The 15,533-nt window shown below is 62.8% G+C and carries 13 protein-coding genes; 10 read left to right on the top strand and 3 right to left on the bottom strand.

Annotated elements, in window-relative coordinates; translation table 11 throughout:
• The first annotated feature begins 170 nt into the window (after window positions 1–170).
• From HWX91_RS13510 to HWX91_RS13465, 10 genes are all read left to right on the top strand, one after another.
• Window positions 171–2,348 carry an FUSC family protein gene (locus HWX91_RS13510; protein WP_028194227.1) on the top strand — a complete coding sequence of 726 codons (2,178 nt, stop codon included), beginning with the start codon at window positions 171–173 and terminating at the stop codon, window positions 2,346–2,348.
• The gene (locus tag HWX91_RS13505) at window positions 2,345–3,844 is read left to right on the top strand and encodes an efflux transporter outer membrane subunit (RefSeq protein WP_028194226.1); all 1,500 of its coding nucleotides are present in this window, start codon (window positions 2,345–2,347) and stop codon (window positions 3,842–3,844) included. Before HWX91_RS13510 ends, HWX91_RS13505 begins: the two co-directional genes overlap by 4 nt.
• Window positions 3,828–4,028 carry a DUF1656 domain-containing protein gene (locus tag HWX91_RS13500; RefSeq protein ID WP_028194225.1) on the top strand — a complete coding sequence of 67 codons (201 nt, stop codon included), beginning with the start codon at window positions 3,828–3,830 and terminating at the stop codon, window positions 4,026–4,028. Before HWX91_RS13505 ends, HWX91_RS13500 begins: the two co-directional genes overlap by 17 nt.
• 56 nt (window positions 4,029–4,084) lie before the next feature.
• Window positions 4,085–5,044 (top strand): HlyD family secretion protein, encoded by a 960-nt coding sequence (locus tag HWX91_RS13495; protein WP_028194224.1) that lies wholly within the window; start codon window positions 4,085–4,087, stop codon window positions 5,042–5,044.
• 187 nt (window positions 5,045–5,231) lie between these two features.
• Window positions 5,232–5,669 (top strand): PRC-barrel domain-containing protein, encoded by a 438-nt coding sequence (locus tag HWX91_RS13490; protein ID WP_028194223.1) that lies wholly within the window; start codon window positions 5,232–5,234, stop codon window positions 5,667–5,669.
• Between the two features lie 408 nt (window positions 5,670–6,077).
• A complete protein-coding gene (locus HWX91_RS13485) occupies window positions 6,078–7,901 on the top strand; it encodes a PAS domain-containing sensor histidine kinase (protein WP_042273696.1) in 1,824 nt (607 codons plus the stop codon).
• Window positions 7,891–8,589, top strand: a complete 699-nt coding sequence (locus HWX91_RS13480; RefSeq protein ID WP_102857526.1) for a response regulator transcription factor — start codon at window positions 7,891–7,893, stop codon at window positions 8,587–8,589. The genes HWX91_RS13485 and HWX91_RS13480 overlap by 11 nt, the downstream gene beginning before the upstream one ends.
• A gap of 342 nt (window positions 8,590–8,931) precedes the next feature.
• Window positions 8,932–9,888: a helix-turn-helix domain-containing protein gene (locus HWX91_RS13475; RefSeq protein WP_028194220.1), complete on the top strand. Its 957-nt coding sequence runs from the start codon at window positions 8,932–8,934 to the stop codon at window positions 9,886–9,888.
• Complete coding sequence (locus HWX91_RS13470; RefSeq protein ID WP_028194219.1) at window positions 9,875–10,093, top strand: hypothetical protein; 219 nt, start codon at window positions 9,875–9,877, stop codon at window positions 10,091–10,093. Before HWX91_RS13475 ends, HWX91_RS13470 begins: the two co-directional genes overlap by 14 nt.
• A gap of 15 nt (window positions 10,094–10,108) precedes the next feature.
• Window positions 10,109–10,528 carry a DUF3331 domain-containing protein gene (locus HWX91_RS13465; RefSeq protein ID WP_028194218.1) on the top strand — a complete coding sequence of 140 codons (420 nt, stop codon included), beginning with the start codon at window positions 10,109–10,111 and terminating at the stop codon, window positions 10,526–10,528.
• 114 nt (window positions 10,529–10,642) lie between these two features.
• On the opposite strand, the gene HWX91_RS13460 is transcribed toward HWX91_RS13465, so the two are convergent.
• The 3 genes from HWX91_RS13460 to HWX91_RS13450 are packed head-to-tail and all read right to left on the bottom strand — an operon-like array spanning window position 10,643 to window position 15,396.
• On the bottom strand, window positions 10,643–11,635 hold the full coding sequence (locus HWX91_RS13460; protein WP_028194217.1) for a cytochrome d ubiquinol oxidase subunit II: 993 nt from the start codon (window positions 11,633–11,635) through the stop codon (window positions 10,643–10,645).
• A 25-nt stretch (window positions 11,636–11,660) separates the two neighbouring features.
• Window positions 11,661–13,058 (bottom strand): cytochrome ubiquinol oxidase subunit I, encoded by a 1,398-nt coding sequence (locus HWX91_RS13455; RefSeq protein WP_028194380.1) that lies wholly within the window; start codon window positions 13,056–13,058, stop codon window positions 11,661–11,663.
• Window positions 13,045–15,396 carry an FdhF/YdeP family oxidoreductase gene (locus HWX91_RS13450; protein ID WP_028194216.1) on the bottom strand — a complete coding sequence of 784 codons (2,352 nt, stop codon included), beginning with the start codon at window positions 15,394–15,396 and terminating at the stop codon, window positions 13,045–13,047. The genes HWX91_RS13455 and HWX91_RS13450 overlap by 14 nt, the downstream gene beginning before the upstream one ends.
• Between the last annotated feature and the right edge of the window lie 137 nt (window positions 15,397–15,533).

The following is a 15,533-nucleotide window of genomic DNA, read 5'->3' as shown; positions in this document are numbered from 1 at the left end:
TCACGTATTGCATGCACACCGTCCAGCGTATGCGCAAAAAGCGTGCGATTGCGCAAAACCGCCCATCCCGTGTGCCACACACTACACACCGTATGCACAGCGGCGTTCGCAAGGCTCCACGCCCTGCATGACCGGCATTGCATGGACCATCAGCGATTGACGAGTGCCCTATGACCTTGCAAGCGGATGCCGGCAGCACGGTCCTGCCACGATGGCGGGACGAGCTGAAGGCCTACTGGAAAGACGACGGCCCGCGGTTCCTGCATATCGCCAAGGTCGCCATGGCGATGACGCTGGCGATGGGACTGTGCATGCGCCTCGAGCTTCGCACGCCCGCCACAGCGATGGTGTCGTGCGTCATCGTGATGATGCATCAGCAAAGCGGCATGGTGATCGCGCGCGGGTTCTATCGCGGCCTCGGCATGGTGTGCGGCAGCTTTGCGGGCCTTTTGCTCATTGCGTTCTTTCCGCAACAGCCCTTGCCGTTCTTTATCGCGTTAGCGGCATGGATCGGCGCGTGCGTATTCGGGGCGTCGTACTACCGCAACTTTCAGTCGTATGGATTCGTGCTGGCCGGGTACGGCACCGCCATCACGGCGATGCCGGTCTGGTCCAATCCCTACGGTGTATTCGACAACGTTGTGTTCACCGTGAGCGAAGTGGTGATCGGTGTGGTCTGCGCGAGCGTGGTCAGCGCGGTGATTTTTCCGCAGCGGGTCACGCCGGCGCTGTACGCGTCGAGCCGGCGCAACTTCACGAACCTGTTGAACGCGGTTCACGCAATGCTCGACCGTGCGACCGCCGTCGGCGGCTTCGACACGTTTCTCGACCTGATCCGCGAGCGCGCAGGGGTGGAAAGTCTGCGCAGCGGGGCGGTGTTCGAAGACCCGTCGATTCGCCTGCACAACCATGTCTTTCTCGAGCTCGACCGCAGTTTTCTCGACACGCTCGCATGGATTCACGCGCTGCATCAGTTGAAGGCGCGGGTGGCGGCGGAAGCCGATCCGCGGGCGCTCGCGGCGGTCGATGAACTGATCGGCGGCCTGCTTGCGATCGTGCCGAACGAGGCGCCGCTGGAAATGGTCACGCTCGAACAGATCGAGATCGTGTCGAGCCGCCTCGACGCTTTCGAGCAGGCCTTGCCCGCGCATCTGAGCCGGCTGCTGCAATCACTGTCGGACCTGGGGCCGCATCAGCGCCAGTTCGTTGCGACCACCGGCTCCGCGTTGTTCTTTTCAATCGCCGATCTGCGCATGCTGTGCAGAAGCTACATTGAAGCACGCACGATGGATCGGCTGCCGTGGTCGCAGTCGGTGATTCAGGCGATTACCCACATTGGCAGAACCCGGGCGACGGCCAATCGCACGGCCGCGACCATTGCCGGCGCGCGTGCCGCCGTGGCCGTGTTGCTGGTCGGCGCGGCGTGGCTTGCATCGGGCTGGGTCGGCGGATCGAGCGCGATCGTCGCAGTGGCGATCACGAGTGCGCTGTTTGCGCTCGTACCGAATCCGGCCGTCGCGAGCTGGCAGATTTTCTGCGGTTGCCTCGCCGGTTGGCTCGCCGGTTTTGCGTTCAACTTTTTCGTGCTGCCGAAGCTCGACGGATTCGTGCTGCTGGCCGCGTCGATTGCCATCTTCGTGATGGTGGGCAGCTACGTGAACACGTTTGCGAAGACCGCGATTCTCGGGCTCGGGTTCAGCATCTATTTCTGTTTTATCGTCGGCATGTCGAATCCGACCGTCTATAACCCTGGCGCGTACCTCGATACCGGTTTTGCGTTGCTGTTCGGCATTGCGGCGGCCGCGGTCGCGTTTTCAGTCATTGCGCCACGCGCGGGCGACTGGATTTCCGCGCAATACCTGAAGCAGATTCGTGCGTTGGTGGCGGACAGCGCGTACGACGACAACCTCGACGATCTGCTCTTTACAGTCGAGTTGAGCTTGCGTGATTTCATCATCCAGATTGCGTCCGCGCCCGCCGATGCGCGCGTGAATCGCAACTATCTGATCGGCTGGGCGTTCGCGGCGCTGGAGATTGGCCGCGCGATGATCCAGATGCGGCTCGACACCGAGCGGCTCGGCGATATCTTGCCGGCGAACTGGCCGGACGTGCAGCGCACGTGGCTGGCGGCGCTTGCCGATGTGTTCGCCGCCGCGACGCCACAGGCCGCCGAAGGCGCGCTGGCCGCGACGCGGCGGGCGCTGGACACATTGCCACTCGCGCACACTATCACGGTCGATGCGACCATGCTCACGCGCTGCCGGATGCGGGCCCTGCTGCATTTCACCGAATTGACGCTGCGCGACGACACCTTGTCCCTCTGGCAAAGCGCGGAGACTCGGGCATGAAACCGCATGAACTGCCCACGTTCGCGGTGCGCCGCCCGGTTGCAGCCGCGCTAGCCTGTGCGCTGCTGCTCTCCGCTTGTATCGACAGTGGCGGGATTCACACGCAAGCGTCGATGATCGATCCCACGACACTCGACCCGGGCGCGGCGTTGCGCGTCACCCAAGCCGACGCGAAGTGGCCGGCCGACGACTGGTGGCATCAATGGAACGATCCGCAACTCGACACGCTGGTGCAGGACGCCACCGACGGCAACCCGGGTCTGCGCGTCGTGCAGGAGCGGCTGGACGCAGCGCGCTTTCAGGCGCAGATCGCCGGCGCCGCCGAATTGCCTCAACTGAATGCGGGCGGCAGTTTCGAGCGCAGGCGCTACGCGCGCTACACGACTCCGGCGCCGCCGGGCGGCACGACCGTATGGAGCAACAGCGTCGAGGCGGATCTGTCCTATGACCTCGATCTATGGGGCAAGTCGCGCGCGCTTCGCAAGGGCGCGCTGGACAATGTGCAGGCGGCGGCCGCCGACGCGCGCTTCGCGCAAGTCGAGCTGCAGACCGCCGTGGTGCGCAGCTACGTCCAGTTGTCGCTCCAATATGCATTGCTCGACGTCTACCGCGCGGTGCAGAGCGAACAGCAGCGCACCGTCGACATCGCGACGCGCCGCTGGCGCGCGGGCGTGGGCAGCAATCTCGAGGTCAGCCAGGCGCGAACCCAGTTAGCCATGAGCACGACGCGAGTAGAAGCGGCGCAGCAGCAGCTTGCGCTCGGACGCATCAGCATCGCCGGTCTCGCCGGCAAAGGGCCGGGTTATGGCGATTCGCTGCGCCGGCCCAGCCTTGCGCTGAGCGTGCCGGTGGTGCTGCCGGCGTCGCTGCCGGCCGAGCTGATCGGGCATCGCGCGGATGTGGTGGCGGCCCGCTGGCGCGTGCTCGCTGCCGACAAAGGCATCGACGCGGCGCACGCCGATTTCTACCCGGACATCAATTTGCTGGCGACCGCGTCGCTGGGATCGGCCGCGACTTTCGGGGGCTTCTTCAACTTCGTGAATAGCGACGGCATGGGCCACGGCGTGGGCGCGGCGATCTCGCTGCCGATCTTCGACGGTGGACGGCGGCGCGGCAATTACGGCGTGGCGGTGGCCTCCCGCGACGCGGCGGTGGATCAGTACAACCAGAGTGTGGTGAATGCGATGCAGGCCGTTGCTGTGCAGGTCGTATCGTTGCGCTCGCTCGAGCAACAGCAGGCATCGGTTGAAAACACGCTCGATTCGGCGCGCAAATCGTTCCGGCTCGCCGACTCGGGTTATCGCAGCGGCATCACTGAATTCCTCAACGTGCTGGCGGCACAGAACGAACAGTTGCAGCAGGAGGAAAGCCTCGCGGCAATCGAGGCCAAACGACTCGATGCCTGGGCGTTGCTGATGAAGGAGTTGGGCGGCGGCTTCGCGGCGGCGCCGGGCGAGCGGGTGTCGCAAGGAGCGGGCGATGCCGGGCGAAATTGATCTGCTGTCGCTGCTCGTGCCAGGGCTGTTGCCGATTCTCGCCGGCTGCGTGCTGGTGTTCGTCGTCCTCGATCTGGTGCTGGCGAGGCTCGGTTTCTATCGCTACACCTGGCATCCGGCCCTGGTCCGGATTGCGCTGTTCGCCACCCTGTTCAGCGGTGCTTCGTTGCTGCTGTGGCAATGAATCCGGATCGGCACGCCTCCCATGAATCCATTGACTGCTCACGCCGGACCTTTACGATGAAAAAGCAATCCTTCCTGCGCGCAGGGTTCACGCTCACGCTACTCGTGGTGGCGATCGTGCTGGTTCGCATGCTGTGGGTCGACTATATGTTCTCCCCCTGGACCCGCGACGGCCGCGTGCGCGCGCAGGTCGTGCAGGTCGCCACCGACGTCTCGGGGCTGGTCAGCGAAGTGCGCGTGAAGGACAACCAGCTGGTGCGAAAAGGCGACATTCTGTTCGTGCTCGACCCCGCCCGCTTCCACTACGCGGTCGCGCAGGCCGACTCCGATGTCCTGCGGGCTCAGGCGCAGATGGCGCAGGCCAAGGCGCAGATGGCGGGTAGCGAGTCCGGCTTCGCGATGAAGCGCGCGCAGGCGGCGCGCCGGGCCAACCTGGCCGGGGACGTGATCTCGGACGAAAGCCGGCAAGATTCGGCCTCGCTCGCGAGACAGTCCGGCGCCGCCTATGCCGCTGATGTCGCCGCGTATAGCGCGGCAGAGGCCATGTACAAGGCGGCCGTGGTGGCGCAGCAGACGGCGCTGCTCAATCTGACGCGCAGCGAAGTGCGCGCGCCGTCGGACGGCTATATCACCAATCTGAACCTCTATCCCGGCGATTTCGCGACCGCTGGCGTCGCGCGCATGGCGCTGATCGACTCGCACTCGTTCTGGGTCTACGGCTATTTCGAAGAGACCAAGTTGCCGCACGTGCATGTCGGCGATCAGGCGGTGGTGCGGCTGCTGTCAGGCGGCAAGGACATTCAGGGGCACGTCGATAGTCTGGCGAGCGGGATTGCCGATCGCGACAACCCGACCAGCAACGGCGACCTGCTGGCGGACGTCAATCCGATCTTCACATGGGTGCGGCTCGCCCAGCGTGTGCCCGTGCGGATTCACCTCGACCAGATCCCCGCCGGGGTCAAGCTTGCGATGGGCATGACCTGCACAGTTACGCTGCGCCCGCGGCGCGGCGATTGATCTCACGGCGGAACGTGGCGCCTCAGGTTGCGCGCGTGGCGCTTTGCCACCGTGCGAATTCGAAAACGGCGCGGGCGCAACAGGTTAATAGTGATGCCTGGCGCGAGCCGGGTAAGCGGCATCGCAGATGCCGTCACCGTGTCGCGATTCATCTTTTTTAATTAGTGCATCTCGTGGAGAAATCATCATGAAGGCAAAATGGGCACTCGTATTTCTGGCGGCGTCGGCGTTCGGCGCAGTGTGCCAACAGGCCACCGCTCAGGTGGCAGGCGAACAGCCTATCGGCGTGAGCGTGGAGCAAACGCAACTGATCGTTGAAGGCTGGAGCGTCAAGAAAAGCCTGTTGGGCAAAAGCATCTATAACGACAGCGGCGAGAAGGTCGGCGTGCTGCACGACATCATCATTGCCCCGGACAACGCGGTGTCGTTCGGGATCGTCGCGGCGCACCAGTTTCTCGGCGTGTCGCAGCACGACGTAGCGATTCCGCTGTCGCAACTGGACTATGTGGACGGCAAGCTGATCTGGGCCGGCGCCACACGCGACGCGGTCAAGGCCATTCCCGCCTTCCAGTACTCGAAGGTTCGCACGGTGCCGATCGCCCGTAAGGACTTCGGTCATCACTGAGGCACGCGCCTGCGCGGCGCGGACGCGCGCCACGCAGGCTTGACGCTCCCCGGCTCCCGCCATGCGGGATGGATTGCGGCAGCGCAGCAGACTCGGCGCATCGCCTGAGACTCCCGTCAGACGGGCCTCCCAGCCTGAAAATGGGGTCGCGCCCGAGAAGCATTTTGGAAGGTTTAAGGAAAAATAAGTACCGCCGTTGAAGCGGGCTCGCGCATGATCACATCCAGATTGAAAGCTATCGCTCGCCGGTAGGTCTGAGTGTCATGTGCCTTGACAGCCCTGCTGGCTGTCATCCTGACGGACAGGCTGCCGGTATCCGCCAACGCATGCCCGCTTCGAAAGCCATGTCCACGCTTAACCCTTCCGCTTCGTTCAGTTGCCGTGCGACGGCGCGTTGATCCGGCTGCCATGAATACGCACCGGCGCGCGCTCCCCACGGTCCGCATCGATACCAATGTCGTGTCGATGCTGGCCGCCGCCGTCGCGTTCGTCGTGTTCGCAATCGACGCGTTTACCCCGCTCGATATCGCGGTCGCCGTCTTTTACGTCGTCGTCGTGCTGCTGGTCGCTTCGACGGGCAGCCGTGCGTCCACGCTCGGCGCCGCGTGGGGCTGCGTTGTGCTGACGCTGCTTGGCTTTGTGCTGTCGCACGACGGCGCCTATTCCAGCGGCGCGGTTGCGCGTTGCGTGGTGAGTCTGCTGGCGGTCGTCACCACCTCGATCCTTGCATTGAGAAACCTGACCGCGACAGCGACTTTGCAGGAGCAGGTCGAACTGCTCAACCTCACGCACGATGCGATCGTCGTGCACGATATGAACGACCGCATCACCTTCTGGAGTCGCGGCGCCGAGGTGCTGTACGGCTGGACCGCTCAGCAGGCGCTCGGCCAGCCGCTGCAAAAGATGACGCAGACGTCGTTTCCCGCCCCTTACGAGCAGATCCTCGACGAACTGTTGCGCACGGGCCGCTGGCATGGCGAGTTGCTGCGCGTGCGGCACGACGGGCGCGCCGTGGTGATTTCGAGCCGCGCGGCCTTGTGGCGCGACGCGAACGGCAGCCCGCGGGCGGTGCTCGCGACCAACAATGACATCACCGCGCGCAAGCGGGCGGAGCAGGCGCTCGAGCGCAGCGAGGCCTTCCTGCGTCACGCGCAGCGGCTGAGCCGCACCGGCAGCATTGCGCTGCGGTTTGCCGATGGCGAGATGTGGTGGTCCGACGAGGCTTACCGCATTTTTGATTACGCGCGGCAGACCGTGCCATCGGTCGAGGCCATCCTCGCACGCACCCATCCCGACGATCGCGTGCGTGTGCGTGGCGCGTTTGAACAGGCAGCGGCCGGCGTGCCGCAGGTCGATGTCGAACACCGGCTCGCGATGCCCGACGGCAGCGTCAAGCACGTGCATTACGTCGCCCATCTCACGACGACCCAGGCGGGCGAGCGCGAGTATGTCGGCGCACTGATGGATGTCACCGAGACCAAGCGCGCGCAGGAAGCGCTGGCGCGTTCCAACGACGAACTCGCCCACGTTACGCGAATTACCATGCTCGGCGAGCTGGCGGCCTCCATTGCGCACGAAGTCACGCAGCCGATCGCCGCGATCCTGACGTGTGGCGGCGCCGCGTTGCGCTGGCTGAACCGTCCCACACCGGAACTCAATGAAGCGGCGCAGTCGGTCGCGCAGATGATTCGCGACGCGAAGCGCGCCGACGAGGTGATCCAGCGCATCCGCGCAGTGGCGAAACGGCGCGACCGGCTACCGTCGATCGTGGATGTGAATGCGATCGTCAGCGAATCGATCGAGCTTGTGCGGGCCGAACTCCAGCGCCATCGTATCGAATTGCGCGTCGATCTTGCGGGGCGGTCGCTCACGGCGTGCTGCGATCGCGTGCAGTTGCAGCAGGTCATGATCAACCTGATTTTGAACAGCGTGCAGGCCATGGCCGAGGTCGCCGGACCGCGCAAGCTCACGGTCACGACGCGCCCGTTCGACGACGGGCAGGCCCAGGTGATCGTGCAGGACTTTGGTACGGGTATTAGCCAGGAAAGCGCCGGGAGTCTGTTCAATCCTTTCTTTACGACAAAAGCTGAGGGAATGGGTATGGGATTGTCGATCTGCCGTTCGATCGTCGAAGCGCACGGCGGCCGCATCTGGGCCGAATCGCCGCAAGCGGGCGGCGCCGTATTGCAGTTCATCCTGCCCGTTGATGAAGGGAGGTGTCATGAGCAGTAATGGGCACAACGAAATGGACATGGACACGGATAACAGTGCGAGCAACACCATGGTGTATGTCGTGGACGATGACGAATCGATGCGCGACGCCGTCCGCAATTTGCTGCGCTCGGTCGGCCTGAATGTGGAAACCTTCGGGTCTGCGCAGGAATTCCTCGCCTTCGACATGCCGGACGTGCCGAGCTGTCTGATTCTCGATGTCCGCCTTAAAGGCCAGAGCGGACTCGCGGTGCAGGAACAGATCTCGGCGAGCCAGTTAGGCTTACCGATCGTGTTCATGACCGCGCATGGCGACATCGCCATGACGGTCAAGGCCATGAAAGCCGGCGCCAAGGATTTTCTGGCCAAACCGTTTCGCGATCAGGACATGCTGGACGCCGTTGCGAATGCCCTGGCGAGTGACGAGGAGCGCCGCGAGGCCTGCCGCTCCGTGGCGGATCTGCGGCGTTGCTACGATTCGCTGACGGCGCGCGAGCGCGAAGTCATGGCCTTTGTCGCTTCCGGTCTGATGAACAAGCAGATTGCGGGTGAAATGAACCTTAGCGAAATCACCGTCAAGATTCATCGCGGGCAGGCGATGCGCAAGATGGGCGCGCGCTCGCTTGCCGACTTCGTACTGAAGGCAGAAGCGCTCGGCATCAAGCCGCCGCAAGGCATGACGACACAGGCGCGTAATTCGCGCGTCTGACTCACGGCGCGCGATGCTACGCGGCTTGCGTACTGCGTCGCCGTACCCGGCAGCTATCGAATCTATACGCAGGTATAGGTCGTTCAACGCTGAGAGCTAAAGAAGCACGGCAGCTCCCGTTCGTTCCGACAAGCGTCGGCGCTCGTCAAGTCCGGGCGCGGCGCAGCGCTGCCTGCGCGCTTTGTGATGCGACTAAACCTGGATATGAAACGACCCAACCATTGGTCATTTCAGACAACCGTATGTAGGGCTAGTTGGACGAATTCCCATGCGATACCTTGGAGTCACTGCAGCGCCGCACTTGTTCGGCACTGTCTCACCACCTAACCGGATGACCAGATCATGATCAGCTCGTCGACGTTGTATCCCGACCCCGCGGCGGAGGTCGTCCGGAAGAGTTGGGTGAGCCCGATCGGCAAGGAGCGTCAATGGCGCTGCCCTGGTGGCGACCATGCCGATACGCCGCAGCGAGGCGGGATTCTCGCCGCGCGTTGGACCCGTAACGAGGCCCAACCGCTGGAGGTTGTCAATCCGGGTAGCGCTGCGCACCATTGCATCGCGATGAATCTCAAGTGCACGTCACTGACGTTCGCTCATGCCGGCAAGACGCTGGTTCGCGGACGGGTGACGGCGGGGGTCGCGCAGATCACGGCACCGGATGTGCCGTGCAACGCCGTGTTCGAGTCGCCGGCCGACGTGCTGCACCTGTTCGTCTCGCAGCAGGTGTTGGGCGAGTGTTTCGAGGACATGTTTGGCCGGCCGCATGCAGGCGAGATTCGCATCGACAACCCCAAGCTCGTGCGCGACCCGGCGCTGGAGCGCTTGGGTCAGGCGCTCGCCGTATCGCAATCTGACGACGCCGCGCTCGGCAAGGTCTTTACCGACAGCGTGAGTCTTGCGATCGTTTCGCGCGTGATTGCGCGGCATTTCACGGTGGCTGAGCGGCAGGCGCGTGAAGCGAGTGCGTTGCCGTCGTGGCGACTGAGCCGCGCGATTGAATATGTCGACGCGCACCTTTCCGAGTCGATTGGACTTGCCGATATTGCCAACAGCACGGGTCTGACCCGCATGCATTTCGCGTCGCAGTTCCGTCGCGCGACCGGCATGCGGCCGCACGAGTACCTGTTGCGGCGGCGGATAGAACATGCACAGCATCTTTTACTTGCGTCGAAACACAACGTGCTCGATGTTGCACTGAGTTGCGGTTTTCGGTCGCAGGCCCACTTTACGACGGTGTTCAAGCGCCTTGTTGGCGAGACACCGTATTGCTGGAGGGTGAAAGCGAATGTCGATCGTTAAGCAGATTCAGGCGTTTCTCGCTGTAAGCGAAGTATTCCTGCGGCAGTCCGACGCCGAATGGGCGAATGAGTACCGGCTGTCGCAGGGCGGTACGGATGGGGTGGAGGAGGATCGGGAGAAGCTCGAGCGTGACCGGATGCCTGACAGGGCATTTGGATTTGCGGTGTTTGGCGAAGCTGTCGCGATGATCAACAAGGTTATCTGAAACAGGAGTGCAATCATGCTGGCGAAAGCTGATTTTACTGACCCGTGGCTGCAGACCCTTGGGTTGTTGTCCGCTCTTTCAGGCGATGTTGGCGGTAGTGCTGGCGAAGCGGCTGCCGTGAAGGTGTTGGCGCACGCAGCGCGGAAGGGGTGCCGCTTGCCGGTGATGGGGGAGCGGTTTGATGTGCGGGTTTATGTGATCGATCGGCCTACGCAATCGACCGCGACGATTGTATGGCGTGATTCGATGCGCTGTTCTTATGGAGATCAGGTTTGGCACGCTAGTCGCGCTAGAACGGCCGGTGTCTGCGCGATGAGCGGGCGCGCTATTCGGCCGGGTGATGCTATTTATAAGCCCAGGCCTTGCAGGCCGGCGCCGCTTAATGCCGGGGCTATGATTCTTCGGGGTGTGGTGCATGCGGCTGTTGAGGAGTGAGGTTCGGGGGTTTTTTGCTCTCGGCCTTGGTCTGCAATACACCGCCAACAAATGTAAGCACACCGACAAAAAAATAACCGCAAAACAAGGCCCGCGGAGGCAGGGCACAAACCATCACTCCCCAGCCCGGACCCCATTCCCCATCACCTTCCCCCGAAAAATATAATACTGATACAAGTTGTACCCGATCATCACAGGAAAGATAACCCCAATCCCGATCAACATGAACGCCAGCGTCGACGTATCCGACGCCGACTCCACGATACCGAGTTTCCCCGGCACAAAATCCGGAAAGAGGCTAACTGCAAGCCCGGCAAACGACAGAAAAAACAGGGCAACAGACGCCCGAAATGGTCCGCTGGAACTCCCGAGATACAACGCCCCCATGATGTAAGCAAAAGCCAACCCAGCCGCCACACCTAAAGCAATAAGCAAATGAAACACCCCGGGTTGAGTCCAGCGCTCGTGCCCCACGGCGCTAATAAACCACGTGGCGGCGGTCAGCACCACCGCCGCGGCCACGGTGACAAACGCGCTCAGCAAAGCGAGACGCCGCGACCATTGTTCGAGCGTACCGACCGTCCTCTTGACCAGATAAGTCGAGCCGAGCAACGAATAACCCGCCACCACGCCGACCGCCGAGACGGCGACGAACACGCCGCTCAACTCGCCGGGAGCCAGGCCCGTAAGCACCTTGCCGAGTATCACGCCTTGGGCGATCGCCGCGACGAGGCTGCCTATTCCAAACACCTTGTCCCAGAGCACACCATGCGACACGCTATGACGAAACTCGATGGCGGCGCCTCGCATGATCAACCCCGCAATCAGAAGCATCACCGGCAGGTACAGATCCTGCAAGAGTAACGCATACGCATCGGGAAAGGCGCCGAACAAGGCGCCGCCAAGCACGACGAGCCATGTTTCGTTAGCGTCCCAGACGTGGCCGATCGTCTGCACCATGACGTCGTGATCCTCACGACGTTTGCGCAGCAGGCTGAGTATGCCGATGCCGAGATCGAAGCCGTCGGTGACGACATAAAACACCAGCATAAGGCCGATCAGGCCGAACCAGGTGATGGCGAGCATCGTGTGAGTTGTGTTATCCATGGGACTTCCTCGCAATGGGAATGATTCAGTACTCGGAGACAGCGGCCGCGCGCTCAGCTTCGAGCGGCGCGGGCGGATTCAATGTGAGGTCGGGGCCGGCGCGCAGCCAGTTGCGCGCGAGCACGAAGAATGTGCCGAGCAGCACCACGTAGAAAGCAAAGAACATCGCCATGCTCAGCGTCACCGACGACGCGGCCACCGTCGACACAGCGTCTTTCGTACGCAGCAACCCGTAGACAACCCACGGCTGACGTCCCACCTCGCGCACAATCCAGCCGGCTTCGACAGCCACATAGGGCAGCGGAATGCACAGCACCCATGCGAGCAGAAGTTTGCGTTGCGCGAGTAATTGTTCGAGATTGCCGCGTGTCTTGCGCAGGACGTAAGCGGTCCAGAACGCGAGCACCATGAAAGCGAAGCCGATGCCGGCCATTACGCGGAATGCGTAATAGAGCAAGGGCAGCATGGGCGGCTGGTCGGCGGGGGGGAAGTCGGTGAGACCCTTGACCGTGCCGTCCAGCGTATGGGTGGCGAGCACGCTCAACATGCCGGGCACTTCGATCGACCAGTCGTTGCGCTGGGCCTGCTTGTCCGGCCATGCAAGCAGCGACCATGACGCGGCGGTGCCGGGCTTGTTCGTGATCCAGTGTCCTTCGATCGCGGCGCCTTTGGCCGGTTGCGACGCGAACACGCTGCCTCCGCTCGAATCGCCCAGCCAGATCTGGAGCGGCGCGACGAACACGAGCACCAGTAAAGCGATCTTGAACGAGCGCGCGAAGAATTCCGGATTGCGCCGCTTGAACAGATTCCACGCGGAAATGCCGGCGATCACGAACATGCCGGTTTCGATCGCCGCAACCCACATGTGCGTGACGCCCCACACCATATCCGGATTGAAGATCGCGGCAGCATAGTCGGTCACGATAATCTTGCCGTTCTCGACCGTCACGCCGGCCGGCGTTTGCATCCACGAATTGGCGACCATGATCCAGAATGCGGAGATGCTGGAACCCAGCGCGACCATGGAGGTGGCGAACAGATGCATGGCGCGCGGCACCCGTCCCCAGCCCAGCAGCATCACGCCGATAAAGCCCGCTTCGAGCATGAAGGCCATCGCGCCTTCGAAGCCGAGAATATTGCCAAAGAACTGGCCGCTGTAGCGTGAAAAGCCGGCCCAGTTGGTGCCGAACTGAAACTCCATCGGAATGCCGCTGACTACTCCGACCGCGAAATTCAGTACCAGCAGCTTGCTCCAGAAGCGCGCGTGCCGGTAGTAACCGACCTTGCCGGTACGCAGCCACAGTACTTCGACGAGTACCAGGAACGCGGACAGGCTGATCGTCAGAATCGGCCACATGATGTGGAAAATGGCCGTCATCGCGAACTGGGCGCGTGACAGATCGAGTACGTTACTCAGATGCATGATGAGCTCCCGCGCTGCCGACGAGGGCCGCCTGATGAGTAGAGTCGGGACCGACCGCCGCCGCGCGCGCGATCTTCACCGGTACGGATTTGTATGAGGGGGTGCGACTTTTCGGATCGAATGCATAGAGCGGCACGAGCGGATTCGCCTCCGGGTAGTAAGCGCCGCAGCATCCGTCCGGCAGCGAATATTCGATCACCTTGAAGCTGCGGATTACACGCTCGATGCCATCGGCCGAGAGCGCGTACACATCGACGCGTTCGCCCGGATGCAGGGCACGCTTCTCGAGTTCACGGGAGTTCATGAAGATGACGTCACGCTGGCCGAAAACGCCGCGGTAACGGTCCGAATGCGAGTAGAGCGTGGTGTTGTACTGGTCGTGGCTGCGCATGGTGGTGAGCCACAATGCTTCCGGGTCGTTATGCGCGGGGTCTTCGTCGAGTCCTTTGAAGACGAGAAAATTCGCGCGGCCGGTCGGCGTGGTCCACACGCGTTCGCGTGCGCTCGAGGCGAGATGGAAGCCGCCCGGCACGCGAATCCGCTCGTTGTACGCCTGGAATATCGGATAGACGATTTCGATCTTGTCGCGGATACGGTCGTAACTTGCGACGAGATGTTCCCATTCGACGTGGGAGTCGGGGCCCAGCGTGGCGCGGGCAATGCCCGCGACGATCGCCGGTTCGCTCTTCAGATGGGGCGAGGCGGGTTCGTTGCGGCCGCCGGAGGCGTGCACCATCGACATTGAATCTTCGACGGTGATCGATTGCGGACCGTCGGCCTGCACATCGATCTCGGTGCGCCCGAGACAGGGCAGAATCAACGCATCCTTGCCATGCACGAGGTGGCTGCGATTGAGTTTGGTCGCGATATGAACCGTCAGGTCGAGCTTGCGAATCGCCGCCTGCACGCGAATCCAGTCCGGCACGGCCGCCGCGAAATTGCCGCCGAGCGCCATGAATACCTTGGCGTCGCCACGCATCATCGAGTCGATCGTGGCGATCACGTCGTGGCCGTGCGTTGCCGGCGGCCGGAAGCCGAAGGCCCGTTCAACGCCGTCAATCAGTGCCGGCGAAGGCTTCTCCGTGATGCCGACGGTCCGGTTGCCCTGCACGTTCGAATGCCCGCGTACCGGGCACACGCCCGCGCCGGGCCGGCCGATATTGCCGCGCAGCAGCGCCAGATTGGCGACCTGCTGGACGTTTTCCGTACCGCGATGATGCTGCGTCAGCCCCATGCCGTAGACCAGAATCACGTTCTTCGCTTGCATGTAGATATCGGCGGCATTTTGAATGTCGCCGCGCGACAGGCCGCTTTGGCGAACGATTGCGTCCCAACTGGTGGCGCGCAGATCGGCGAGCAGTTCGCCTATGCCGTGCGTATGCCCTTCGATGAATGCGACATCGAGCACACGGGGGGCGTCGGCGGCGAGCGCGGCGTCGTCGGCTTCGACGATCGCTTTCATCATGCCTTTGAGCACCGCGACGTCGCCGCCGACGCGGACCTGGTAGAGAAACGAACTGATCTGCGTAAAGCCGAGGGTAGCCATTTCCACCGGATTTTGCGGCGACGCGAAGCGTTCCAGCGCCCGTTCACGAAACGGATTGAACGACACGATCTTCGCGCCGCGCCGCGAGGCGCTATGCAGATCGCTCATCATGCGCGGGCTGTTGGTGCCGGGATTCTGGCCGAAGATGAAAATCGCGTCGGCTTCCTCGAAATCGTCCAGCAGCACCGTGCCTTTGCCGACGCCGATCGATTCCGGCAGGCCGACGCTGGTTGCCTCGTGGCACATGTTCGAGCAGTCGGGAAAGTTGTTGGTGCCGAACTCGCGCACGAAGATCTGGTAGAGAAATGCGGCTTCGTTGGACGCGCGTCCCGAGGTATAGAAATCCGCCTGATCGGGGCTGTCGAGACCGTTCAGATGTTTCGCGATCAACGCGAAGGCATCGTCCCATTCGATCGGCAGATAACGGTCGGAGGTGGCGTCGTAAGCCATCGGGTGAGTCAGACGGCCGGCCATTTCCAGGTCGTAGTCGTCCCAGGCAGTCAGTTCGGAGACGCTGTGCGCGGCAAAGAAGTCGGGCGTACAGCGATAGGCCGTGGCTTCCCACGCTACCGCCTTGGCGCCGTTCTCACAGAACTCGAACGACGACGTGTGCTTCGCGTCAGGCCACGCGCAGCCCGGACAGTCGAAGCCTTCCGGCTGGTTCATCCGCAGAAGCGTCTTGGCGCCGGAGACGGCCACGCCTTGCAGCGCGAGCGCCTCGCCGGTTGCCTTCAGCGCACCCCAGCCTCCGGCGGGTTCGCTGTAAATGCGGACGGTTTTTTTGTTGGCCATGGGCGTTTCCCTAATGTTTCGTTGAGGAACTTAGGGTGAAAGCATGGGCTGCCGTCGACGCCGCCTCTTGTTGAAATGCCCGTCCGTTTCGGATTCGCACGCCGTCGACGCACGCCGTCGAACGCACGCCGGATGCG

It is taken from the genome of Paraburkholderia fungorum, assembly GCF_902833645.1.
GTDB lineage: Bacteria > Pseudomonadota > Gammaproteobacteria > Burkholderiales > Burkholderiaceae > Paraburkholderia > Paraburkholderia fungorum.
Note: the sequence above shows the minus strand (reverse complement) of the source record. Positions and strands in the feature narration are given on the sequence as shown.

What these genes read in the sequence shown, in the direction of transcription:
- HWX91_RS13510 (WP_028194227.1), top strand. Translation starts at nt 171, where the DNA reads ATGACCTTGCAAGCGGATGCCGGCAGCACGGTCCTGCCACGATGGCGG.
- HWX91_RS13470 (WP_028194219.1), top strand. Translation starts at nt 9,875, where the DNA reads ATGTCGATCGTTAAGCAGATTCAGGCGTTTCTCGCTGTAAGCGAAGTA.
- HWX91_RS13490 (WP_028194223.1), top strand. Translation starts at nt 5,232, where the DNA reads ATGAAGGCAAAATGGGCACTCGTATTTCTGGCGGCGTCGGCGTTCGGC.
- HWX91_RS13455 (WP_028194380.1), bottom strand. Translation starts at nt 13,058, where the DNA reads ATGCATCTGAGTAACGTACTCGATCTGTCACGCGCCCAGTTCGCGATG.
- HWX91_RS13500 (WP_028194225.1), top strand. Translation starts at nt 3,828, where the DNA reads ATGCCGGGCGAAATTGATCTGCTGTCGCTGCTCGTGCCAGGGCTGTTG.
- HWX91_RS13450 (WP_028194216.1), bottom strand. Translation starts at nt 15,396, where the DNA reads ATGGCCAACAAAAAAACCGTCCGCATTTACAGCGAACCCGCCGGAGGC.
- HWX91_RS13485 (WP_042273696.1), top strand. Translation starts at nt 6,078, where the DNA reads ATGAATACGCACCGGCGCGCGCTCCCCACGGTCCGCATCGATACCAAT.
- HWX91_RS13505 (WP_028194226.1), top strand. Translation starts at nt 2,345, where the DNA reads ATGAAACCGCATGAACTGCCCACGTTCGCGGTGCGCCGCCCGGTTGCA.
- HWX91_RS13480 (WP_102857526.1), top strand. Translation starts at nt 7,891, where the DNA reads ATGAGCAGTAATGGGCACAACGAAATGGACATGGACACGGATAACAGT.
- HWX91_RS13475 (WP_028194220.1), top strand. Translation starts at nt 8,932, where the DNA reads ATGATCAGCTCGTCGACGTTGTATCCCGACCCCGCGGCGGAGGTCGTC.
- HWX91_RS13465 (WP_028194218.1), top strand. Translation starts at nt 10,109, where the DNA reads ATGCTGGCGAAAGCTGATTTTACTGACCCGTGGCTGCAGACCCTTGGG.
- HWX91_RS13495 (WP_028194224.1), top strand. Translation starts at nt 4,085, where the DNA reads ATGAAAAAGCAATCCTTCCTGCGCGCAGGGTTCACGCTCACGCTACTC.
- HWX91_RS13460 (WP_028194217.1), bottom strand. Translation starts at nt 11,635, where the DNA reads ATGGATAACACAACTCACACGATGCTCGCCATCACCTGGTTCGGCCTG.